The organism is Mesorhizobium sp. 113-3-9 (genome assembly GCF_016756515.1).
Taxonomy (GTDB): Bacteria; Pseudomonadota; Alphaproteobacteria; order Rhizobiales; family Rhizobiaceae; genus Mesorhizobium.
In genome coordinates this window covers 5715921-5735846 of the sequence record NZ_AP023246.1, presented here as the reverse complement: position 1 = coordinate 5735846, position 19926 = coordinate 5715921, and the positions used below count along the sequence as shown (strand labels likewise).

Here is a 19926-nt window from a genome sequence, read left to right as displayed (position 1 = left end):
GCGTTTGTTCGGCAGCGGCGGATGTGGCTTTTCAGATGCGCCAGATGCGGTCTGCTGGCATCTTCGCTCTTGCCGGCGATCCCACAGGCAAAGACAGAGACGGTCCTCGATGAAGAGGCGCGGCTAGTGGGGCTTTACGAGGCGCGCAGGCGCAGCAATGTCGCCATTCTCGAGGTGTTGTCCCGGATTTTGGCTCCGACACAGCGGGCGTTGCTCGATGTCGGATGCGGTCACGGGTTATTCTTGAAAGACGCGCTTGCCGCGGGTTTTTGCGCCGAGGGGATCGAGCCAGACGCCAATGTCGTCGACGGCGCGCGCGCGGCAACGGGTGCTATCGTCCGCCACGGCTATTTTCCGGACGCCCTCGATGAGGGGGAACAATTCGACGCCATCACCTTCAATGATGTGCTGGAGCACATTCCGCAAGTGGAGAAGGCTATAGCTGCTTGCCACCTGCATTTGCTGCCTGGTGGCGTTCTGGTGCTGAACTGCCCGGACAAGGATGGCATATTCTACAGGCTTGCAAATTTCATGGATCGTCTGGGCATTAGTGGCCCGTTCCTGCGAATGTGGCAGTTTGGACTGCCTTCACCCCATGTATGGTATTTCAGCGCCGAACACCTCGCTGAACTGGGCAAGAGAGCGGGCTTTGAGCAAAGGGAGGTCGTTCGTCTGGCGCCGATCACGGCGAAAGGCCTGCGGCAACGGGTTTCCTACGTTCAGGGCCAATCGAAGCTGATGAACGGTCTCACCTACATCGGATCGCTGGCACTTCTTCCTATCCTCGGACTGTTGCCCCGAGACACGTCGATCGTCTTCCTCAGAAAATCCAAGGTACAAGATGGATAATCGGCTTTGGGTCTATTCCGCAGCGGTCGCTGTGCAGGCCTTGCTCTCGCTTGGGCAGATACTCTTGAAAATCGTTGCAGGGCGGCTGGCAACGAGCGGCTGGGCAGTTCTGACCGATATGTCGCAATTCCTCCATGTCGCTGTACCTGGTGTTGCTGTAGGGCTGCTCTACGCCGTCGTGGCGTCACTATGGCTTTATGTGCTGCAGAACCTGCCGATCAACCGGGCCTTCCTGTTTGTATCACTGACCTTCGTATTTGTGCCTCTGATGGCAAATCTGCTGCTGGGGGAAGGGATCAGTCTCGGGACGATAATCGGTGGCCTTTTGATCATTGCCGGAATTGCGGTAGGCGTCCTAGCCTGACCATGTCGTGATCGCATGACCCTCGGGCGCAAAGGGCACACCTTCCCGTGAGAACTAAGGAGCCCGCGCCGAGTTTGGGCAGTTGCTCAACTTACTGCGTCAAGTCTTCCACGCTCATTTGACGGAATGCAATTCCAAGCTTTCGGCGATCCTGGTTTAGACCAAGCTCCTTCGGTGAAATTGGGTTTGGGATCGAAATGGAGATCGAAGTCGATGCCTCCGAATTTTCAAATGGGATAGCAATCTCCTGCGCTGATCTCGACAGCACGAACGTCGCCGATTGAGAGCCTGTGTGCACGGAAATAGGTCGCCCGACATTCGGGCCGAATGCATTTGCCGTGAGGTGCAGGACGAATTTTTTTGGAAGCGGCTTTACGAATTCCAGTGTGACCATAGGACCATCCGACCATCTCCCCCAGGCTTCGATAAACGACAGGCCTTGGGCTCGGGTCAGGATTTCGGGCCAGGATCTTCTCGTGAAGTCTATCCTGTCTGAGCCCGCGAGCCGAAAGATTGAAAAACCATTCAGATCCAGCTTGAAACGAAAGCTAGGCGGGGGAGGGTGATCACCGATAAGAAGGAGCCATTCCTTGTCGCGAGGGACCTTCGAAAGATCCGCTGGAGCGCCTGCCGGTATTTGAGCAATCGAAGCCCTAGGGTTATCGAGATAGAACAATGCCCGAAATAATCCCGCCGGACTCGAACCCATGGCCGCAAGGCGAGATGCATCACTGCCAGCCAAATACTGATGCGCGAAGATGCCTGCCTCGTCAAAAGCATCCGGATGAAGCCGATTTCGGAGTTCGAGGCTCGAAAAATAAGATGTAAAAACAACTGACAGCGGGGTGAAGATAAACAAGAATATTATTGCGCCTGTTCTGCGGTTTTTTAGCCAGAAAATAAGAGATATTGTGCTTATGGCGCTCAAGATATAGAAGTAATACTTATTATAAGTAAGTCCTCTTATTTCTGGACTGTCAATATAGCTGGGGGTGTACGGAATAATCCTGGTAGAAATGCAAATTATTCCTAAAATTAGCATTGAGGCGAATAAAATTGAAGAATAAGCGGTAATTTTACGATTTTCTGCGGACTGGAGGCTTCCTGCTATAGCCATTAGTAAGAGTGGGAACGCGAAATTGTAGTACCGCATGTGCAGGCGAAATGGTGTGTCGCCGCCACCTGCGCCGGTGGCAACTGAGGCAGTGAACAGTGCCACTATAGGTATCAGGGTAGCAAAGATGGCAAATGCGTAGAATGCGATATTAAGCGGAGCATTCCCGGCTTCGTTGCGAGACAGGGCCTTCCGGAGGCTGAACAAGACGGTGGCCAAAGGCGTGCCGAACAGGATCGATAAAGCAAGGGAATGACCGGCAAGGCTGAAGCCGGCCACTTTGATGAGGTCGACATAGTGCGTGGCTGCTCGACCGGCGATGGAGCCATAAACGGGACCGAAGAGGGTAATGCCTGCACTTCCGGCTAAGGCGAAGCCGAGCGCCATCTTGGCTGCGATGGCGACGGCGACAAACAATGTGGAGACCTGGAGCCATCTGGCGATCCAATTCTGCTCCGGCCTTTGCCTGATTAGGTAAGCAAAATACAGGACCACTCCAGGCAGAAAAAATAATGAATGTGGCTTAACGAGTGTCGTCAGGGAAAATATAAGTGCTACCAAAATAAATTTGAGATAACGTGAATTATTATCCAGGCTAAGTATTCCCCAGGAAAAAAACCAAAAGCATAAATAATACAGAGATTCTGGCATATAGTATGCGGTATATGTATTAATCGGCGCAAGGACAGACAGAATGGAAATTAGCGTTGCGACCGGCTTGGAGGTGATTCGCGAGGATATAGAAAAAATAAATGGCACAGCGAGTATGAAGAAAATTGTGTTAAGGTAGCGGGCGCATGCGAGAAAGCCATCTCCGCAAAAGCTGGTGTATTTATAGATAGAGAAAAAAAGGTAGGATGGGACAGGTGCGCCGGCGATGGCGCTAAGTCGTGAAAAATTGCTGTAGATATATTCGTCGGCAAAAACGACCGCGTACAGTCCTTGATTCCGTATGCTGATAGCGATGCCTATCGAAACCAAGAAAACTGACAGAAATGCTGTCGAATTATTGCGGTACAGCTGGATGGAATTCGTCCAGGTAATGGAAGAAAAGCGAGCAACCTTATCGTATGCCAAAATCACAGGCGGCCTTTCCTTAGCCAAACATTTTCCGATACCGCCTGTCGACTATTTTGACCAGGCATTCAACCATTATGCGCACGCTATTTCGCAGAATGATGGCGAATCCCGGTAAGTAGCCACGGCAGGGATCCCTAACCTCTCTGCATCTTACCGTGTCCGCAGGGGGGAGGGGGTTGTTCGAGGGATGGTCACGCCATAAGGCATCATGAAGTAATGCTAATGTACATTTTCGTCGACTCCGCGGTTCGAGGGAAAGACCATCGTTACCCGGGAAAACCGCTTGCGCCTCAGCCTGAGGATGGTAGATGCACTGATCTCAGCCCGAATTCGAGAGCAAGCCCCTGCCAAAACTGATCATCCAGATTCCTTGCTATAACGAAGCCGAAACGCTCGCGATAGCGCTGAATGATCTGCCGCGGACCGTTGCTGGTTTCGACAGCGTCGAGTGGTTGATCATCGACGACGGGAGCAGCGACGCCACAGCTAGGGTCGCGGAGGAAAACGGCGTCGATCACGTCATACGCCATACCAGCAATCGTGGCCTTGCCTATGCCTTCATGACCGGCATCGAAGCCTGCCTCGCGCGAGGCGCCGATGTCATCGTCAACACCGATGCAGACAACCAGTACAACGCGGCCGATCTGCCGGCCCTAACAAGGCCGGTTCTTGAGGGACGCGCGGACATGGTCATCGGCGCTCGGCCGATATCGGAGATTGAGCACTTCTCGCCGTCGAAGAAGCTGCTGCAGAAGCTCGGCAGCTGGGTGGTTCGCGTCAGCAGCGGCACCGATGTGCAGGACGCACCGAGCGGATTTCGCGCGATCTCGCGCAACGCGGCCCAGCGCCTGATCGTCTTCAACAACTACACCTACACGCTGGAGACCATCATTCAGGCCGGCCGCAAGAACATGCGCGTGGTCTCGGTGCCGATCCGCGTCAACGGTGATCTGCGACCGTCGCGGCTGGTCAAGAGCATTCCGTCGTATCTCAAGCGCTCGATCTTCACCATCGTGCGCATCTTCGTCATCTACCAGCCGGCCCGGTTCTTCGGCGCGGTCGCAGCCGTTCTCTTCGGCCTCGGTTTCCTGCTCGGCCTTCGCTTCCTCTACTTCTACCTGGTTGATGCAAGCAGCGGTCACGTCCAGTCGGTGGTCCTGGCGGGCGTGCTGATGTCGATGGGCTTCCAGGCACTTCTGGTTGCGTTCCTGGCCGACGTGATCGCGGCCAATCGCAAGCTTCTGGAGGACATCCGATATACGCAGCGCGCGGCGCAAGGGGAGGCTGGTGGCCATGCTTCCGCCCGGAACAACAAGAAGGCAGGATAGGCAGATGAATGGGGCTGGCGGCCAGAGCCAGGAGATAGCGCTCAGCCCGAATGCCAGAACCTGGCTCAATCGCATCGGGGGTTTACTGGGTCTGGCCGGTATTGTTTTCGTAGGGATCAGGCTCCACGGTTATGCGGGCGAGATCAATTTCCAGCGGATTGGCGTTGGCGGTTACATCGCAACAACTGCACTGGCCGGCATGTACGCTGTGCTGAACTTACTGATGGCTTTCGGCTGGCAGCGTCTGCTCCGTCACCTCGACGTTACAGTCTCACGACCGTGGGCAATCTATGCCTACGCCATCTCGCAACTGGCCAAGTATGTTCCCGGTAATATTTTCCAGTTCGCAGGGCGGCAGGCAATCGGTTTGGCGGCGGGAATTGGCAACGGACCTCTGGCCAAGTCAACGGTCTACGAGTTGGCGATTCAGGCCGCAGCCGGAATCCTGTTTACGCCACTTGTGGTTCCTTTCGTCGCAGCCGGTGTGCCCGGTTGGTTAGGCTGGGTTTCTTTCGCCGCCGTATTGGCGGTCGCGCTTTGGTTGGCCGCTCGCACCGGCGGTGCCGATTTCGCTGCGGCTGTGGCCTTCTATCTCACCTTCATCGCGCTTGCGGGTTTGGTATTTGTCGCGGCTTTTGTTCTTGCAGGGGGCTCAGGTGATTTGATGCTCTATCCGGCAATAGCAGGCGCCTATGTAATTGCCTGGCTCGTGGGCCTCATTACGCCTGGTGCGCCCGCAGGACTCGGCGTGAGGGAGGCGGTCCTGCTGTTCATGCTTGGCGGGATTAGTTCCGGCCCGGTCATTCTTTTGGCGGTGGTGATCGGTCGAACAGTTACTGTCCTGGGCGATCTTTTGTTTTTTACTGGCGGGCAGATTGTCGGCAGATTCTATGGGATGAACTATGGGCAAGACTGACGGAACGCTGCTCTATAAATTCAGTTTTGCTGTGCTTGCGACGGTTGCTCTATTTATCGGCCTGTTTGTGAACGGCGCATTGCCCGGCTTTATGGTGCCTACGACAGGTCAAGCCATCTGGACATTGGGTTTCGCGCAGTCGTTTGCCAATGGCTTCTCCATTTATGCGACTAATTTTGGTTTGCCGGAGCCGGCAGCCATATCATTCGGACTTGCTGCGGCCTTGCCAACCGCACTTTTCCTAAAGATCGGCGTCCCACCTGCCGATGCATATGCGTTGGCGTTCGCACTGTGGTTCACTGTTGCATTTTACGGCGCATACAGATTTGTACGCCTCATCGGTGCCCAAGGTGGAATCTCGCTCGTCTGCGCTCTGCTGTGGCTCACTCTACCCGTTATATGGCAGCACGCGGACTATTCCATGGTGTCCCTTGGAATGGCACTTTTGCCTTCGTACTTCTACGCCCAATTGCGGTTGATGCGTGAAAATTGCCGTTTGCCTTCATCCATTTTGTTCTTTGGGGCCACTTTTGTGGCGGTGTTTATGGATGGATATACTTTTATGATGTTTGCAGTTGGGTCTGCAATATTATTTTTTGTAGAAATAATAAGTAATTCAACGACACGAAAATATATTTTATATAGTGTATCTCCAATAATATTCGTTTCTTTCTTATTTTCATATTCCTTGTATGCTTTGTATATAGGCAAAAGCAGATTTGATGTAGAGAATTTGGATATATTTAGAGCATACGGGGCAAATTTAGAATTCTTTTTTATTCCTACGAAAGGAATCATTTGGATAGCTGATTTAATAGGCTGGAGTGCAATTCGCCAGGATGGTGATTATTTTGGTGATGGGTCGGTATTTAAGGATTCTTTCGCTTTAATATTAATAATTGCAGGGATTTACTCAGTCGTGACGAGATCGTTCGACGCTAGATTGAAGGCCGCATTCCTGTTTATCAGCCTCTGTGGCTTCTACATGGCCTTGGGGCCGTCGTTCAAATTAAATGTACTGAGGCCGGAGGGTATCGATGCGTTGATGCCGCTCCAATATGCCCCATGGCAGACCGGAACCGAAGTTCTCTCGACATATTTGCCTGGGTTTAACAACATGCGCGCCAGTTACAGATGGGTAGCGCTTGGCATGTTCGGAGCGTGGGCACTGCTGGCGCTACATGTGGCAAGTCATCGTATACAGTCGGCCATCACGATTGCAATCATATCAGCTGGCATCGCCTTCAATATTCCAACGCGCGCAATAATGGTCGCCAACGCGCATTCTCGCCAGGAGATCGCGGATATTGACGATTATGTTGAGGGCCTGAAACCGAGCTTTCGGTCGGCGGAAAAAGTTGCCTTTCTGCCATTTCGAAACGACTTCTTTGCAAATTACATGGCGAGCAAAATAGGAATAAAGACCTATAACATTGGCGGTGATAAGAATCTTACCGCCGCGATAGGAAGTTGGCCCGATACGATGCGTGCATTTGAGATCGGTAAGACTGGCCCTGATTTCGGGAAGAAAGTTCTTTCGCTGCTCACACGAAAAGATGCGGATGTCGTGGCGATACCCTACATGGATCTACTATGGGCAGCTCATGAATGGCCGCATGCCCCAGAGTACTCTGACGAAATGCAACCTTACATAGATGAGATTCAATCATCGGGAATGGTGGATGTCACTCGCGCTGAAAATTTCACTTTTCTCCGACTTAAGCCCGATCTGCGTCGCTTGCCCAGTGACAGGCTTTCCGCGCTCGCCGCTGCGTATATCTGCAAGGATGGAGTTCCCCTTGCTTTGTCGTCTCGATTGAAGTTCTCCGACCCCAGCGCCGTTTGTGGTAACGGATGGTCTGGCGTCGAGGCTTGGGGGCGCTGGACGGCCGGCAACCACGCGACTCTCTATTATCAACTCTCCGCCAACGGTGAACGCAAAGTTCTTGAGCTTGATGCTCGAGGCTTCGTTGGCGGCAACCTCGCAAATCAGAAGATTGGAATTAGCGTCAACGGCAAAAGGTCCGACGAATGGGAGTTTACGATCCAGTCGTCACGCAAGATAGAGCGACTTGAATTGCCGCAAGGCGTCAGCGCCGTGGATATAGAATTCTTCATTCCTAACGCCAAATCCCCAAAGGATGCGGGAGTGTCAGGCGATCTTCGCACTCTTGGTTTGGGTATAGCCGCTATCTGCCTAACCAAGCCTGACGAGCCTTGTCTTAAGCTCTGACACTAAGCCCGAAGGGACTTCCACTCGGCAGAGTCGCGGATGATCGCCACGAGCATATCACGGCCTTTGCGGGCCAAAATGTCCAAACTCATCTTGAGACCGGACGGATCGACCGGGCGGCCGAGCTCCTCGAAATAGACGTTGTGGACGAATTCCTCCTTAGAGAGTTCCTCGGTATTCCTGGCGAACTCCACATCGAAAAGCCAGCCGTCCTTGATCGCGGCGCGACTTATAACCAGACCCACCTGCTTTCCCGCATCCACCAAGGTCAAAGCAGTGTGCCCGGCGAGGTGATAATCGCCATTGTACGCTTGGGTGCCGTAGACCATATTGACCAAATGCGCATGCGCATGGGTAGAGAACCATCCCGGTCCGGTGCCCGTCCGCAACATGTCGAACAGACTCGGGAGCCGAATCTTCAGTCGCCCGTGGGCAGACAAGAGCCTCGCCCATTCCTTCAGGGCCGGGACCTGCTTTGCTCGTTCGATATGCTCAAGCACGTCCTGTGCGACAATCACGTTGTAGTGGCCGCTCGGTAATTCATGCAAATCCAGGATATCGGCAACATAATCCGGCTTGTGGAAGTCATGAAGGTCAACATTAAGGAAGCCCTCTCGGATGTCCCAGCCACATCCTAAATTTAGCTTCTTATAATGGAACAATTCCGACTGTTTTTTTGCAGACGCGTTTGGCACGTTAGTCTCCACCTATATCGTCCTTTCAACTAACGCCACCCAACCGCACACGCAACTCTTTCTCATCATAAAACGAGAGGCTCTATGGATCCCATTTCCTGCAGGTGCTTATGCTCTCGTGATCTTGCTCAAAGGCGGCTGGAGCGACAGCCTCGTGGACCTGACGGCCAAGGGGATGACGATTAGATAAAACCCATAAACTCGTCTTACATTCCAATTCGCTCGTTGCCCCGACTTCGGCCGCTTGCCATCTTCCATGCCATTTCTTCATTGGCCCTCATCGGCGGCCCGCCCCTTGGGGCGAGTGAGTGAAAAATCCATGCGCATTCGGGCAAGTACCACTTGGTGGCGCCTTAAATTAGAGTGAAAGGTTCTTTATGTAGGACGGATAGCCGCGCAAAACATTTTCCCAGGTCAAATTACGCACTTCTTCGAATCGCCTTGCGGATTTTCCTCCAAATAGAAACACGTCTCTAATGGCTTGTTTGAATTTCGCCGGGTCGTCGGTAATTGTAACCCCTGCCAGCGTCTTGTAGTCTTCAAATCCGACGAAGCTCTTAGAGGTACCAACGATTGGCTTCAACGAAAGAAGAGCTTCGGCTGTTTTCAAATTAGATCCACCACCAGAGGTTACCGGCAATACTACAACTTCGGCCAACTCGAATAACGCGTTCAGCGCATCCTCCTCCTGGCGCCCGATGAGCATTGTTGTCTCGGCGAATATCGAACGATTCGACGCGTATAGGGGGGACGATGTAATCAGGTCGCAAACTCCCCCCACAACCACAAGCCTAGCGTCAGGTGGAATGCATCCCGGAGCAGGAAGGAACAATTCAAAAAAACCTTCGGCATTAGGTGGATGCGCACTGCCGGTAAAGACTGCAACTTTCCGGTATCTAAGTTCGTGCCGCCAAGAGCGCAATAAACTTTCAGATGCGTTGCGGCGTATATGTCCATTGCCGAACACACAAATCTTCTTCGCTCCCCATCCCGCGTAGACGTTGGCATCGTATTGCGTGCAAGCAACCACCAGATCCGCCGCCTCGACTAGCTCACGCTCCAGCCTCTCTGCCTCGCTCCGGTCGAGGGCAGAAGCCATAAGCTGTGATTCAACATTTTGACTCGAATAGACGATCTTCGCGCGGTCTAGGCCTTGTTCTCTAAGATCGGATAATAACGCTGCGTGCCAAGGCTGTTCAAAGATGATTACCTTTGGCGAGCACCGCCTAATCCTGGCCAAGAGACTCTGTTTATATGCGGGCTCCAGGCCGAATATCGAGTGCGCATGAAGGTCTAACTTTCCTCCGCCGGAAACGAGCGCCGTATGCAACTCCCTGCCAAAAGCGAACTCGCCTTCGCCTCGGTCATATTCAGGATAAGAAATAGCTGAGAATATCGGCAAGTAATCAACACGCATCCCACTCTCGATCAGCGCGTCAACGAATGCTCGAACTCTTCGCTGCCCTCCATGGTACGGTTTGCTGATGGGGTACACGCCGATGTACGAAACGTCATAATCCATGCCGTCTTCCTTTGGCTACTGTCGAATACCGAATTTATTACTCGACGTTAAGCCTGTGGTATCAAGCATGTGTTGAACGATCGGCGTAGTAAATTCTTCCCAGGTATAGGATTTGTAGTTATTCTTTATGTGCTCAGACTTGAGATCAAGAGCCTTTTTGTCAAACATGTATTTCTCAATGGTCTCAATCCATCCGATGCCGTCAAGAGTATCGATATGATCTGCAAGCCCTTGTCCTGCCTCCTCTATCGATGACCCCTTCGATGCGATACATGGTTTTCCAAAAGCTAGGCTCTCGGCCACGGTCATGCCGAAGCCTTCGTAGTGAGAGGGAAAGATTGTAAATGCGCAATTTGCGTACAACCAGCGCAGCTGGTCATCACTAACGTTGTCGAAGTGGGCGATATGACGTCCACCAATAGCAGGGTCCTGAGCGATCTTCCTCATGAGGCTATCAGTGTCCCAACCCTGCTTGCCGGCAAAGACAAGGGGTAATAGCTTTGCGCTGTGCTTCAGTGCAAGGCGCCGCCATAAATGATACGCGAAGTCATGGTTTTTTCGAGACTCAATCGTGCTAACAAAGAGTACAAACTCTCCAGGATTGATCCCATTTGATTCAAGTATACGTGGATATTCTGTCAAATGAGGAGTTGTTTCGTTTACGAATCGCGCAGGGCCCAATCTACAAATTTGTGCTTTGCTGTCCGGAATTGAGGGATAGCCGCATGCATCGGCATACCGCCGCAGATCGTAAGCCGTGCTGTCAGATATGCAGAAGAAATGGTCGCAAGCCCAAAGCAGATAGTGGAGGCACGCGGCAAAATTCTGCGCGGCTCCGGACTCCGAGAACTGGCGAACGACAATCGGAATAAGGTCGAACAAAAGCAGGCTGACGTGAATATGTTTCTGTGACTTTATTTTCCAAAGCCATTTCGCCTTGCTTCCCTCCCAGAAAACTCCGGGCAGTAGTATTGCGCCGATGGTGTCCATCTGCACCGGTAACGAGCCGGGCGGTGGTGCGCTGTGAACCAAGGTCATGCGAAGACCGCTAAGTGGTGCCCTCAGGTCGACTGAGGAGCCGGGGGACCAGAATCTGGCCAATTTACCCAACGTGTCAAAATCAATCTCGTCATGGTGGTCGGCTACGTACTGCTTGGCTCGTGTTGCTCCTTTGAGGCGCCAGTTGCTGAAGCCGGAAGCTCGTCCTGCCATATAATTGGCGAATAATAAACCGGCCACGAAAGTCTTGAAGTGCGACTTGTTCGAAGAAGAGCCGTCAACCAAATTATGGTCGCTTGGGGTATCCTTGCTGGATGAAGGCGAGCTGCCCGAAGACGCGGAGCTTGTGATCATCTGCATAACGATATCTTGCGGGATCTGGCTATATTCTTGAGTCTCGTCAGAGAAAAATCCAAAAATGACGCTTCCCGGAGACTCTGAGAGGAAATGTCTCGCTACCTCATGTTCGCATCGGATTATGCCGACAGGAGGGGAAGACCGATGACGCCAGCTGGTGCTGAGATCGACGAGGATGCGGCCTCGTGAAGGTGAAGTGAAGCCAGGTTTGGAGGTGGTTGTTGCGGATTTTGGCATGACAGCTGTCACGAATTCGGTCCTGAGATTTTCACTGGCGTGGGCCATTCCTATTTGTCAGCCTTGGAAAACAGCGTAGAGGTAAATCTAAATATTTTGTATATTAGTGTTGACTCAAGTTTTGCGAATCTTTTTTCAATTATATAATTCTTCGAATTATTCTCTTCGGTTTGTTGTACAAGAAGGGAAATGGTATGGCGAAATTCGTCAATGTCATTTTGTGAAAGTTTTATCTGCGCGGTAAGGTTTGATATCAGCTGATGAAGATGGTCAATTTTAGGAATTACCTGTAACGTAGTCGTATTCGAGTTGCTGGCGATCTCGGTGTCAGCGGAATGAAGCCAGCTTTTTATTTTAGTCATATCGTTAGGGGCTTGCTGTGACTCGACCTGCACAAATTCGGCAAGTGATTCAGCTTTTTCGCCAGATTGCTCATCTCGCTTTCTTGCTAGACACGCATAGTCTCGCGCCATATCGAACATAACATGGACGCTGCGCTCGATCGGCCCCGCTTCGATCATTGGTTCGCCATTCAGCCTCAGAATGGCGGTCTCAGGGAACCCAGCCTGCTCTACTAGAAATCCCAAAAGACTCGGCGGCAGGGGACTCTTATGCGTCGGGTCGAGATGGAAAGTGTTCACGCCCACCGATATATTTTCCGGATTGGGGGTTTCTAGGATAAGCAGGCCGTCCTTCGCCATCACCCGATGGCACTCGTCCAGCAACTCGATCAGATATTCGGTTGGCACGTGCTCGACCATATGGAAGGCCGAGATCACAACAGCGCTACAGTCCGGCTGCCTCTTTAGATATTCTACGGCGTCATGCAGTTCGATGTTTAGTCCACGTTCGACTGCCTCCTGCGCCATGCCTCCGTTCAAATCCACACCCGTGGCGTCGAACCCGGCCTCGGCGAGTATTTCCAGCCATTCGCCGCGTCCGCAGCCAAGATCGATCGCCAGGGTCGGTCCCTCAGCCTGTCGCGGTACCTGCGCCAGCAAGGGCTGGTAGATCTTCAGCCGATCCTTGACGAGTTCCCTCGAGCCGCGAAAGCGATCCTCGAAGGCCTTGTAGAGATCATCGAAAGTTTTTTTCATCTGACGATTTCGAACACGTGTTCAAGGCGGCTCGTCCCGACAAAAAACGGGCGGTCTGAATTGATGACGTCGAAAACCTCGACGTTTTCAATCCAGTCGAAATTGTTGTCGATGTGAACGTCTCCCGTGTGGAGCGAAATGGAAAGCCCGTATGAACCCTGCCCAAGTGCGCAGGCAAGGCGCAGGTTACATTCCACCTTGTCTCCGGCTTTGATGCCAGAAAGCACCTGGCCCGTATGCCAAGTGTTGGTTCCCCAAACTGTGTGGCCGGCGCGGTCTTTCAGCATGAACCCGATGACGAGTTCCGGAATATCCTCCTTCGCTTCTATCCGGGCTCGAATTGTCACGCTCTGTCCGGAGATGGCGGTCTTGATCGGCTTCCCGTTTTCGCCGTCGATCAGCGCGACGGATTCCACCGCGGCCGCCTTGGTCCCGCTCCTGCTGTAAAGCCAATCGTCCTTTTCGCGCCGTTGCTCGATGGTCAGCTTGGCGTTCTCCTTGGTCGCGATCAGGGCGTTGTAGTAGTCGACCACTTCGTCGGGCGGCCCATCCTTCAGCACACGTCCCTTGTCCAGCAGAATCACCCGGTCACACAAGGATCTGACGTCGCCCATGCCGTGAGTGACCAGAATGATCGACGTGCCGGCAGCCCTGAAACTGCGTATCCGGTCGAAGCTCTTGTGCTGGAAATAGCTGTCGCCCACCGAAAGCACTTCGTCGACGATCAGCACCTCGGGCCGTTCAGCGGTGGCCAGCGCGAAGGCCAGCCGCGCCTGCATGCCGCTCGAATAGGTTCGCAGCGGCTGGTCGAAGAAGTCGCCGATCTCGGCAAAGTCCTCGATGTGCGGCATCAATTCGGCAAGCCGCGTTTGCGAGAGCCCCATCAGCCCGCCGGCATGGTAGGCGTTCTGGCGCCCCGTGAATTCGGGGTTGAAGCCGAGCCCGAGTTCGAGGATGGCGCTGATGCGCCCGCCAACGCTTGCCGTGCCTTCGGTAGGCCGCACGGTGCCGGTGATCAGCTTCAGAAGCGTGCTCTTGCCGGCACCATTCTGGCCGATGAGACCCAACGCCTCGCCGGCCGCCAGGGAGAACGAGATGTCCCTTACCGGCCAGAATTCCTCCGTGGGCTTGACGGGCGCGCCGAACCAGCCGGCAAACCTTTCCAGATTGCTTGCATAGCTCGCATAGCGTTTCGACAGATGGCTGACGGAAAGCACGGTCATGGCTACAGCACGTCGACGAGTTCGGGGCTTGCGCGCCGAAAGAAGATCATTGCGAAAGCCATGCTCACAACTCCAAGTACAACCGGCACGATCAGGCTTTCAGGGTTTGGCCAGCGGTTGAACAACAACGCGTCCTGATAGAGCGCCACCAGCGGTGCGATCGGATTGAGGCCGATCAGAAAAGCATATTTTTCGGGCAGAACATTGGCGGGATAGACGATCGGCGTCAGCCAGTACCAGAGTTGCAGCACGATCATCATGACTTGCGCCACATCGCGAATGAACACGTTCATCACGCCGAGGATCACGCCAAGGCCGAAGCCGATCGCGGCAATCAGGATGATCCCGATCGGCAGCAAGACAAGGGCGCGGCCCGGAATATGCCCGAGGAAGATGAAGATGACAAACAGGGCGACGAGCAGCAGCAGGTGGTTGATGAGTGCCGTGCCCCCCACGATGACGGGCAGGCACAAGCGCGGAAAGGCGATCTTCTTCATCACGGGTGCCTGCTCGATGAAGACGGTCATGCTGCGTGTCAGAATCTCGCTGAACAGCGTCCAGGCCGCCATGCCGGACAGGAGATAGATCGGATAGGCCGCGGGGCTGTCCGTGTCCGGGAGCCTTGCCTTGAGAACTTCCGAAAGGACGATCGAGAAGATGAGTGCCTGCGCAAGCGGGTGAAGGATGAACCACAGGCCGCCCAGGCGCGACCGCACGAAACGCCCTTTCAGGTCGCCCCTGATGGAGGAAATGATGAAATGGCGGTACTGCCACAGGCTTCGAAACATGTGCTCAACCTTTGGCGCGCTGCGGTGATGTCGTCATCGGGCGTCACATAGCCGGTGCCAATACCCGAAAACGTCGGCTATTGTCTGCTCGAACGGCACCAAAGGCTGCCAATTCAGCTCGGCGCGTGCCTTTGAAGCATCACCTGATGCGGTGGGAATCTCGTTCGGGCGGAGTTTTTCAGGGTCGGCGCGTACTTCGATGTCGATGCCCGACTGCGCAACAAGCGTATCCAGGATATCACGGATTTTCCGGGGTTGTCCCGATGCGATGTTGTAGACTTGGTCCGGCGCGGCATCCAGATTCAGCACCACGGAACTCGCATACGCGCGCACCACGTCGCGAACATCGAGGAAATCGCGCTCCGCCTCGAGATTCCCAACGTGAATGACCGGTTCGCTTTTGCCGGACACGATCTCAGCGACCTGGCGTGCGAAGGCGGAAACCACATAGGCATCGGACTGACCGGGGCCGGTGTGGTTGAAGGGACGAAAGCGCACAGCGCGCAAACCTTCATACGCCATTTGCCCGATCATCAGGTCCGCGGCCGCCTTGGTGGCGCCGTAGACCGTCATCGGCCGAAGCGGCACATCTTCCGTCACCGGACCTGTCGCGCTCCGGAAGGAAGCGCCATAGGCTTCGGAACTGCCCACATAGACGAACCGGGCATCCGGCGCGTGGTGCAGCACGGATTGGGCGAGGTTCATCGTTCCCGTGAAATTGACGTTCCAGGCATGCCGTGGCGCGTTGCGCGCATCGGAAGGTGCGGCGACCGCGGCCAGATGAATGAGCGCGGTGGGCTGCACTTCGCGGACGACCTCGTCGATCCCCTTTCGGTCCTGCAGGTCGATCGCGTTTCGTTGGCCTGCGCCGTGGCCAAGCGGGAACACCTTGCAGCCAGCATGTTCCCGCTCCAGCAACCGCAACAGTGCCGTGCCGACAAACCCTGTTGCCCCGGTTATCAGGATGCGATGCGTCAACCTATCGACCATAACGCAAAAAAAGCTCTCCGCTCAACTCAGCGCTTGGCGGAGTTGGCGTGACGTTCGAGATCGGCGTCCACCATTTCACGGATCATGTCTTCCAGCGAGATCGTCGCCTCCCATCCCAGCTTCTGCTTTGCTTTCGCAGGGTTTCCGAGCAGAATTTCGACTTCGGCCGGTCTGAACAGGACCGGGTCGATCACAAGGTGATCGTCGATCTTGAGCCCGACATGCTCGAACGCGATTCGGCACATGTCGCGCACGGTCGTCGTCCTGCCTGTCGCGACGACGTAATCGTCCGGCTGGTCCTGCTGCACCATAAGCCACATGGCACGGACATAGTCCTTGGAGTGACCCCAATCGCGCTTGGCATCGATGTTGCCGAGCCGCAACTCCTTTGCCAGGCCTGTCTTGATGCGCGCCACCGCATCCGTGACTTTTCGGGTGACGAACTCAATGCCGCGGAGCGGAGATTCATGATTGAACAGGATGCCGCTCGAGGCATGCAGGCCGAAGCTTTCGCGATAATTGATGGTAATCCAGTGGCCATAGAGCTTCGCAACCGCGTAAGGCGAACGCGGATGGAAGGGCGTTGTCTCCGACTGCATGGGCTCCTGGATAAGACCGTACATTTCCGAGGACGACGCCTGGTAGAAACGGGCTTCGGGCGATTCGAGGCGAAGTGCCTCGAGCACATTGGTCACGCCTATGCCGGTGACGTTGCCCGTCAGGATCGGCTGCTGCCACGATGATTTGACGAAGGATTGGGCGGCAAGGTTGTAGACCTCGTCGGGCTTAACGTCGCGCATGGTTCGAGCCAGCCCGGACAGATCCGTCAGGTTGCCATCAACGATCCGGACATCGTTTTCGATGCCAAGCCATTTCAGGCGCGTTGTGTTGACGTCAGCCGTGCTCGATCGCCGCGCCAGTCCGTGGACCTCGTAGCCCTTGGAAAGCAGCAACTGCGCCAAATATGCGCCATCCTGCCCGGTAATGCCGGTGATCAAAGCTTTCTTTGTCATCAATGTTCTCGATTGTATCTGGTGGTTGCTCGCCAAGCATCGCGAGCCGGGGGATTGTCAGGCGCGACCATATATGTCGTCGAAGCGCACGATATCATCTTCGCCGAGATAATCGCCGCTTTGCACTTCAATGATCACCAGGTCAATTCTGCCGGGGTTTTCCAGCCGATGTTTATGGCCGCAGGGGATGTAGGTTGATTCGTTGGTTGCCAGGAACAACTCCTGGTCGCCATTGACGATTTTCGCGGAGCCGCTGACCACGACCCAGTGCTCCGATCGATGGTAATGCATTTGCAGGCTCAAACGCCTGCCAGGCTTGACCTCGATGCGTTTGATCTTGAAGCGCTCGCCTTCCTCCAGAACCGTATAGGTTCCCCAGGGGCGGTGTACCGTGCTGTGAAGGAGATGCGCCCCATGTCCGGAAGCCTTGAGACCTTCGAACAGCTTTTTGACGTCCTGAACGCGGTCGCGGGATGCGACAAGCAACGCATCCGGGGAATCGACGATTATCAGGTCGTTGACGCCGACGGTGCCGATGACCCGCCTGTCGGAGCTGATATAGCTGCCGGCGGTGCCGATCATGTGAATATCGCCGCGTATCCTGTTTCCGTTTTCGTCGGGGGCGATCAATTCTGCCATCGCGTTCCAGGATCCGATGTCGTTCCAATCCATGTCGCAGGGTATCACGGCAAGATTGCCCGCCTTCTCCATGACCGCGTGGTCGAGAGAGATACGCGGAGCCGAGCCGAAATGCTCGGGCGCGAGTTCGATTTTGGCAAAGCCTTCGCCTTCGCTGAAACGGGCGTTCTCATAGCTTCTGGAAACGGCCTCGATGACCGCGGGACAATGCACGGCCATTTCGGTGAGCATGGTTTGGGCGGTGAAGCAGAAGATGCCGGCGTTCCAGAAGAAACGCTTGGATGCGAGATAGGCTTGAGCGGTCTCGAGGTCCGGCTTTTCAACGAAACGGACAACTTTTTCGCCATCGGCTTCGATGTAACCGAACGCGGTATCCGGCCTGGTTGGATTTATGCCCAGGGTTGCGATTCGGCCCTGCTTCGCGTGATCGATGGCTCGGCCCATGACATTCAGAAACGCAGGCAGATTGCCGATCATGTGATCCGCGGGAAAGACGCACAAGATTGCGTCAGGTCCCTGCGTCGCCTTCGCGTGGATCGTGGCGGCGGCAACGGCAGCGGCCGTATCCCGGCCCTCCGGCTCAAGCAGAAATGTGCGTGGCAGCACGACTGAGTCCAGCTGGTCGAAGTCGTCCTTGGTCAGGAAGAGGTGGTCACCGGACGTCACCGCAACGAGTTCCACGACGCCCTCGATCGAAGCAGCGCGCAACACGGTGTGTTGAATAAGAGAGTGTCCGTCTGCCACTTTGAGGAAAGGCTTGGGGTGCGATTGCCTCGAGGCAGGCCATAGCCGCGATCCGGCTCCCCCGCTGATGATGACGGGAACCACTTTCATTAAACGACCTCTGTTTCGTCTGTGGATGTGATTGCCCGCGCCCTTTCAAGCGTAAGCGCCACGATCGCCGCCGCTCTGTCCGGTTTTGCGGCCTCCGAGTAGCACCGCAGTTCCGGCGCGTTGCCGGAAGGCCGCAGATGGATGATCTCGCCGGTCGCCATTCGTGTCCTGAGGCCATCGGTCTCATCGACTTCGGCGACAGTCCCGAAAGGGGCCAGAAATCGCTGCAATTGTTCCCGATCGGCGAGCCGACGCATCAGGCTGCGCGAACTTTCAACCGGGAAATTTTCAAGGCGCTCGCTAGCACACGCCGGGAGCTTCCAAAGTTCGCGCAGATGCGACAGCTTTTTTCCTGTCGACGCAACCGTGCCAAGGACGGCAAGGATAGGGAGCATCGCATCGCGCGTCGGCAGTGCCGTCAATGTCCTCCCGTGCAGCGAACAGTCCGACCCAAGGAGCACGCCGCCATTGGCCTCAAAGCCGAGGACGATGCTGCCGGCACGGTATGAAGCTTCCATGGCTTCGATGACGAACGGAGATCCGACCTTCGTCCTCAGCACCTCAAAACCGAAGGTTTTCGAAATGCCTGAATTGGACGTCACCGGTGTCACGACAACATCTGCCCGCAAATACAAGGCTACGGCGAGGCCGATCAGGTCGCCGCGAAACAGGTCGCCGTTCTCGTCGGTGATGAGCGGACGATCGGCATCGGCGTCTGTCGACACGATGGCATCGAGTTTGAATTCTCGCGCCCAATCCCTGAATTTTGCAATTGTGGCGGGGCTCACAGCTTCCGTGTCAACAGGCACGAAAGTATCGGATTTCCCGACAGGTGTTACGCTGGCGCCGAAGGATCGGAGAATCTCGACCAGGAGATCCGCCGCGACCGAGCTGTGCTGATAGACGCCGATCCTTAAACCCGAAAGCGAGCCGGGCTTCAATATATCCTTAGCGCGTGCGCGATAGGCGGCGATCGCCTGATCATGGTGTGTCGGAAATGCGGTTTCTGCGGATGGCGGCGAGCGATAGGAATCTGACTTTTCAGCGGCATACTGCGCCATGGCGGCTTCATCGGCTTTGCTGATCTCGCCATGCGGGCTGTAGAATTTGATGCCGTTGCGGTCGGCAGGAATATGCGAACCCGTCACCATGAGCGCCGCCATGCCATGCTGCAGGCCATAGAGCGCCAAAGCCGGTGTCGGAATGGCGCCGCAATCGATCGGCTGAAGTCCGTTTGCCGCCAGGGCCGCCATGCAGTTGGCGGCAATGGTGGGGCTGCTGTCGCGTAGGTCGCGACCTACCAGCACCCTGGCTTTCGGTTGCCCCCCGCCGGCGGCCAGGCGCCAGGCGAAAGCCTCGGTGTAAAGTCCACTCGGCTTCCCGAGCAGTTCCGAAGCCAGGCCTCGAAGGCCACTCGATCCAAATTTCATCACTTCGCTTTGGCTGGTGAAGGAAAGGCCGTCATATTGCAGTAGGCTCCTCTGTCAACCGAAAATCGCTTGGCCAGCCGCCCAGCGTTTCCCTTGTGATCTTCAAAATAGTGCACCGGCAATGATTTCGACGACACTTGGTGAATATCGGTCCGGGAGCCTCGTGACTTGTATGAGCGAGAGCTACTTTTGCACTTGCTGTTGCACCCGGTCCTGAT

The 19926-nt window shown here is 54.9% G+C and carries 16 protein-coding genes; 5 read left to right on the top strand and 11 right to left on the bottom strand.

Annotated features, from left to right (window positions below; genetic code table 11):
* Positions 1-69: 69 nt before the first annotated feature.
* Together MesoLj_RS28095 and MesoLj_RS28090 are read left to right on the top strand one after the other, a co-directional pair.
* Complete coding sequence (locus MesoLj_RS28095; protein ID WP_202323304.1) at positions 70-849, top strand: class I SAM-dependent methyltransferase; 780 nt, start codon at positions 70-72, stop codon at positions 847-849.
* A complete protein-coding gene (locus MesoLj_RS28090) occupies positions 842-1213 on the top strand; it encodes an EamA family transporter (protein WP_202323303.1) in 372 nt (123 codons plus the stop codon). The genes MesoLj_RS28095 and MesoLj_RS28090 overlap by 8 nt, the downstream gene beginning before the upstream one ends.
* Before the next feature lie 91 nt (positions 1214-1304).
* Here MesoLj_RS28090 and MesoLj_RS28085 read toward each other — a convergent pair whose 3' ends face one another.
* Positions 1305-3410: a DUF7024 domain-containing protein gene (locus MesoLj_RS28085; RefSeq protein ID WP_202323302.1), complete on the bottom strand. Its 2106-nt coding sequence runs from the start codon at positions 3408-3410 to the stop codon at positions 1305-1307.
* A 341-nt stretch (positions 3411-3751) separates the two neighbouring features.
* On the opposite strand from MesoLj_RS28085, the gene MesoLj_RS28080 reads away from it, so the two are divergent.
* From MesoLj_RS28080 to MesoLj_RS28070, 3 genes are read left to right on the top strand one after another with little or no spacing between them, the layout of a single operon-like run.
* Positions 3752-4735 (top strand): glycosyltransferase family 2 protein, encoded by a 984-nt coding sequence (locus tag MesoLj_RS28080; protein WP_202327503.1) that lies wholly within the window; start codon positions 3752-3754, stop codon positions 4733-4735.
* Between the two features lie 4 nt (positions 4736-4739).
* Positions 4740-5651, top strand: a complete 912-nt coding sequence (locus MesoLj_RS28075; RefSeq protein WP_244735179.1) for a hypothetical protein — start codon at positions 4740-4742, stop codon at positions 5649-5651.
* Positions 5638-7884, top strand: coding sequence for a DUF7024 domain-containing protein (locus tag MesoLj_RS28070; RefSeq protein ID WP_202323301.1), 2247 nt, complete (start codon positions 5638-5640; stop codon positions 7882-7884). Before MesoLj_RS28075 ends, MesoLj_RS28070 begins: the two co-directional genes overlap by 14 nt.
* Before the next feature lie 2 nt (positions 7885-7886).
* On the opposite strand, the gene MesoLj_RS28065 is transcribed toward MesoLj_RS28070, so the two are convergent.
* From MesoLj_RS28065 to MesoLj_RS28020, 10 genes are all read right to left on the bottom strand, one after another.
* Entirely contained in the window at positions 7887-8591 is a 705-nt protein-coding gene (locus tag MesoLj_RS28065; protein ID WP_202323300.1) for a methyltransferase domain-containing protein, read from the bottom strand.
* 346 nt (positions 8592-8937) lie between these two features.
* Positions 8938-10101 carry a glycosyltransferase gene (locus tag MesoLj_RS28060; protein ID WP_202323299.1) on the bottom strand — a complete coding sequence of 388 codons (1164 nt, stop codon included), beginning with the start codon at positions 10099-10101 and terminating at the stop codon, positions 8938-8940.
* A 15-nt stretch (positions 10102-10116) separates the two neighbouring features.
* On the bottom strand, positions 10117-11706 hold the full coding sequence (locus MesoLj_RS28055) for a glycosyltransferase (protein ID WP_202323298.1): 1590 nt from the start codon (positions 11704-11706) through the stop codon (positions 10117-10119).
* Positions 11707-11744: 38 nt separating this feature from the next.
* Positions 11745-12791, bottom strand: a complete 1047-nt coding sequence (locus tag MesoLj_RS28050; protein WP_202323297.1) for a class I SAM-dependent methyltransferase — start codon at positions 12789-12791, stop codon at positions 11745-11747.
* Positions 12788-14014, bottom strand: a complete 1227-nt coding sequence (locus MesoLj_RS28045; protein WP_140768784.1) for an ABC transporter ATP-binding protein — start codon at positions 14012-14014, stop codon at positions 12788-12790. Before MesoLj_RS28045 ends, MesoLj_RS28050 begins: the two co-directional genes overlap by 4 nt.
* Positions 14015-14016: 2 nt before the next feature.
* Positions 14017-14802, bottom strand: a complete 786-nt coding sequence (locus MesoLj_RS28040; protein WP_202323296.1) for an ABC transporter permease — start codon at positions 14800-14802, stop codon at positions 14017-14019.
* Between the two features lie 33 nt (positions 14803-14835).
* Positions 14836-15780 (bottom strand): GDP-mannose 4,6-dehydratase, encoded by a 945-nt coding sequence (locus MesoLj_RS28035; RefSeq protein ID WP_244735178.1) that lies wholly within the window; start codon positions 15778-15780, stop codon positions 14836-14838.
* Between the two features lie 38 nt (positions 15781-15818).
* Positions 15819-16805: a GDP-mannose 4,6-dehydratase gene (gmd, locus tag MesoLj_RS28030; RefSeq protein WP_202323294.1), complete on the bottom strand. Its 987-nt coding sequence runs from the start codon at positions 16803-16805 to the stop codon at positions 15819-15821.
* Positions 16806-16862: 57 nt separating this feature from the next.
* Positions 16863-18278 (bottom strand): mannose-1-phosphate guanylyltransferase/mannose-6-phosphate isomerase, encoded by a 1416-nt coding sequence (locus tag MesoLj_RS28025; protein WP_202323293.1) that lies wholly within the window; start codon positions 18276-18278, stop codon positions 16863-16865.
* The gene (locus MesoLj_RS28020) at positions 18278-19708 is read right to left on the bottom strand and encodes a phosphomannomutase (RefSeq protein WP_202323292.1); all 1431 of its coding nucleotides are present in this window, start codon (positions 19706-19708) and stop codon (positions 18278-18280) included. The genes MesoLj_RS28025 and MesoLj_RS28020 overlap by 1 nt, the downstream gene beginning before the upstream one ends.
* Positions 19709-19926: the final 218 nt, after the last annotated feature.